2 protein-coding genes are annotated in these 3,314 nt (G+C 66.7%); both read right to left on the bottom strand.

Annotation, left to right across the window (positions count from 1 at the left end; genetic code table 11):
* On the bottom strand, positions 1-1,959 hold a 1,959-nt coding region (gene iolD / locus QOC89_RS27940), incomplete at its 3' end, for a 3D-(3,5/4)-trihydroxycyclohexane-1,2-dione acylhydrolase (decyclizing) (protein ID WP_323047992.1).
* The coding region (locus QOC89_RS27935) for a bifunctional 5-dehydro-2-deoxygluconokinase/5-dehydro-2-deoxyphosphogluconate aldolase (protein ID WP_323047991.1) at positions 1,956-3,314 on the bottom strand (1,359 nt) is incomplete at its 5' end. The genes iolD and QOC89_RS27935, both read right to left, overlap by 4 nt.

Raw genomic sequence — 3,314 nt, 5'->3', positions numbered from 1 at the left:
GTGGCCGGGCCGTTCGCCAGGATCGGCGGGCGCGGCGCGTGCGGCAAGTTGCGCGTCGTATTGCGAACGTGCGGCACGCACGGTGTCGCGCGTGGATACCTCGGGTACGGCGACTTCCCACCACCAGCCGCCGTCATCGGTGGTGCGCGCGGGGTCGGTGTCGATACTGATCAGATAGGTGCGATCGGCGGCACGCGCGCGTTGCAACGCGTTTTCAAGTTCAGCGATGTTCGCGACGTGTTCGGCCTGCGCGCCGAGCGCGCGCGCATGCGCGGCGAAGTCGATGGCAGGTGCGCCGAGCGGACCTTGCATGCAGTCGTCGAGCAGGTTGTTGAACGGCGCGCCACCGCAGGCCTGCTGCAAGCGGTTGATGCAGCCGTAGCCGCGATTGTCGAGCACGACCACAATCAGCTTCGCGCCGAGCATCACCGAAGTCGCGATCTCGCTGTTCATCATCAGATAGCTGCCGTCGCCGAGCATCACGATCACTTCACGCGCGGGCCGCGCGAGCTTCACGCCGAGGCCGCCGGCGATTTCGTAGCCCATGCACGAGTAGCCGTATTCGACGTGGTACGCCCCCGGTTTGCCGGCGCGCCATAGCTTGTGCAATTCGGCCGGCAAGGTTCCCGCGGCGCAAACGACGATGTCGTCCAGCGTGGAACGCGCGCTCGAACGCTGCACCGCGCCGATCACGTCGCCTTCGTACGGCAGCACGGTGTCGCGTTGCGGCGCATGCGTGAGCGTGCCCACGGTATCGCGCCAGCTGGTCGCGAGTTTGTGCGCGCGCGCGGTCCATGTGCGATCCGCGTGCCAGCCTTGCAGAGGTTCGGCGAGCGCATCGAGCGCAAGACGTGCGTCGGCTTCGAGCACCAGCGCGCGATGCTTGAGGCCGTCGAAGGGATTCGCATTGATGCCGATCACGTCGGCCTGCGTGAACAAGGTGTTCGAGCCGGTGGTGAAGTCCTGCAAGCGCGTGCCGATTGCGAGCACGCAGTCCGCGTCGTGGGCGAGCGCATTGGCGGCAGGCGAGCCGGTCACGCCCAGTGCGCCGGCGTTCAACGGATCGTTCCATGCGAGCGAGCCCTTGCCGGCCTGCGTCTCCGCCACCGGGACGCCGTGCGCTACCGCGAAGCGGTGCAGCGCCTCGGTCGCGCGGCCATAGAGCACGCCACCGCCCGCGACGATCAGCGGCCGCCTGGCGCGGCGCAGGCGCGCGACCGCCGCGTCGATGTCTTCCGCACGCGGCGCGGGGGAGTGAAACGTGACGACGCGCGGCGCAAAGAAATCAGCCGGGAAATCCCATGCCTGCGCCTGCACGTCCTGCGGCAATGCGAGTGTGACGGGACCGCACAACGCGGCGTCGGTGAGCACACGCAAGGCGCGCGGCAACGCATTGAGCAACTGCGCCGGATGCACGATGCGGTCGAAGTAGCGCGACACCGGCTTGAACGCATCGTTGGCGGAGACGCCGCCGTCATGAAAATCTTCCACCTGCTGCAACACCGGATCGGGTGCACGCGAGATGAACACGTCGCCGGGTAACAGCAGCACGGGCAGACGATTCACATGCGCAAGCGCGGCTGCCGTGATCAGATTGGTCGCGCCGGGTCCGATCGAAGTCGTGACGGCCATCATGCGGCGGCGAAAATGCGCTTTGGCGTAGGCGATCGCGCTGTGCGCCATCGCCTGTTCGTTATGGGCGCGCAGGGTGGGCAATGCTTCGCGATGCTGATACAACGCTTCGCCCATGCCGGCCACATTGCCGTGTCCAAAGATCGCGAACACGCCGCCGAAGAGCGGTTCGGTGGCGGTGCCGTCTTCGCTCGTGACAGTTTGCGCGGCGAGGTAGCGCAGCAGCGCCTGGGCGGTGGTCAGACGGAGGGTGCCGCCCGACAGCGCGGGTGCCTGGACGGCGTCGTTGGCGGACGCCGCATCGTGATGCAATATGCGCTCGTTCATGCCGCCTGCTCCTGATGTGCATGGCGCGCCGTGGGAAGCGGCGCGTGGCTCGCTCCGCGCGCCGCACGCCACGATGCGATCAGCGTTTCGAAGGTGCGGCGCACGCGCGCGATCAGTTCGTCGTCGCCGATTTCTCCCGCGAGCCATGCATGGCTCGGTTCGTGAAAAATCGTGCGGCCCACGGTGAAGCCCCGGCACGTTGCCGATTGTGCCGCCGCGCGAAAGCCCTCGTCCAGTTGCTCGACAGCCGCGGACAAACCGAGCAGCACCACGCCCCGGCAATACGGATCGCGCTCGGCGATCAGCGCGTCGACGGCTTGCCATTGCGCGGCGTCCATGGGTTCGAGCTTCCACCATTCCGGATAGATGCCGATGTTGTACAGCCGCTTCAACGCGCGATAGACAATGTCCGGTGCTTGCGGAAGATGTGCGTGCTTCGGCGGAATCACTTCGAGTAGCAATTCGTGGCCGCTTGCTTGCGTCGCGTCGTACAGCGCCCGCAGTTGTGCTTCCTGTTCGAGGCGTTGTTCGACCGGTTCGTCGGGATGGCATTGCACCAGGCACTTGGCAATGTGTTCCTGTGGCCACGCGATCAGCGCGGTGCCGATCGAGCGGCCATGGTCGAACACGAGCGGCACGGACCCGGGCAGTTCAACCGGCCGGCCGATCCACCAGCCGCGGCCGGTGGCGGCATTCAAGGCGTCCTGACCGTAGCGGTCGTCGCTCAATATGCCGACGCAGCCTTGCAATCCCAACGCGGTTTCCGTCTGCGCGACGGCTTGCACGAACAGGCCCTTCAGTTGCACGATGCGCGCTTCGTCGGCACCGGTCTGCTGGGCGAGTTCGAAGAACTGGTTGCGGTGGTCGAACGCGAACCCGAGTACTTCGTCCCATGGTTTGCGGGCAGGCGAGACACGATGCAGGCGTGCCAGCGTCGCATCCCGGTCGGGGCGGCGCATGCGTTGCGGATCGGCTTTGGCCTCGCGCAGGAAGTAGTCGAGTTCGGCTGGCGTCGGCATCGCGGGCGCGCAACCGTGGCGCGATACCACCAGCGCGCCGCTGGCATTGGCCGCGCGCGCGCAGGCTTCGAGTGGTTGGTCGCGCAACCATCCGGAGAGAAAACCGGACGCGAATGCGTCGCCCGCGCCGAGCACGTTGAGCACTTCGACTTCCACGCCGCCATGAATCGGCAAATCGTCAAGCGTGGCGGGAACCTTGCCGTCGATGATCTGGCAGCCCATCGGCCCGCGCTTCAGGACCAATGTGGCCGGTGTCACGGCGCGCACCGTCGCGAGTGCGTCGACGAGTTCGCTCTTGCCGCCGGCGATGCGGAATTCTTCCTCGGTGCCGATCAC

Origin of the sequence: Paraburkholderia sp. (assembly GCF_034668105.1) — a bacterium.
Taxonomy (GTDB): Bacteria; Pseudomonadota; Gammaproteobacteria; order Burkholderiales; family Burkholderiaceae; genus Paraburkholderia.
The sequence above is the reverse complement of the archived record's forward strand: the minus strand, read 5'-3'. Positions and strand labels throughout refer to the sequence as shown.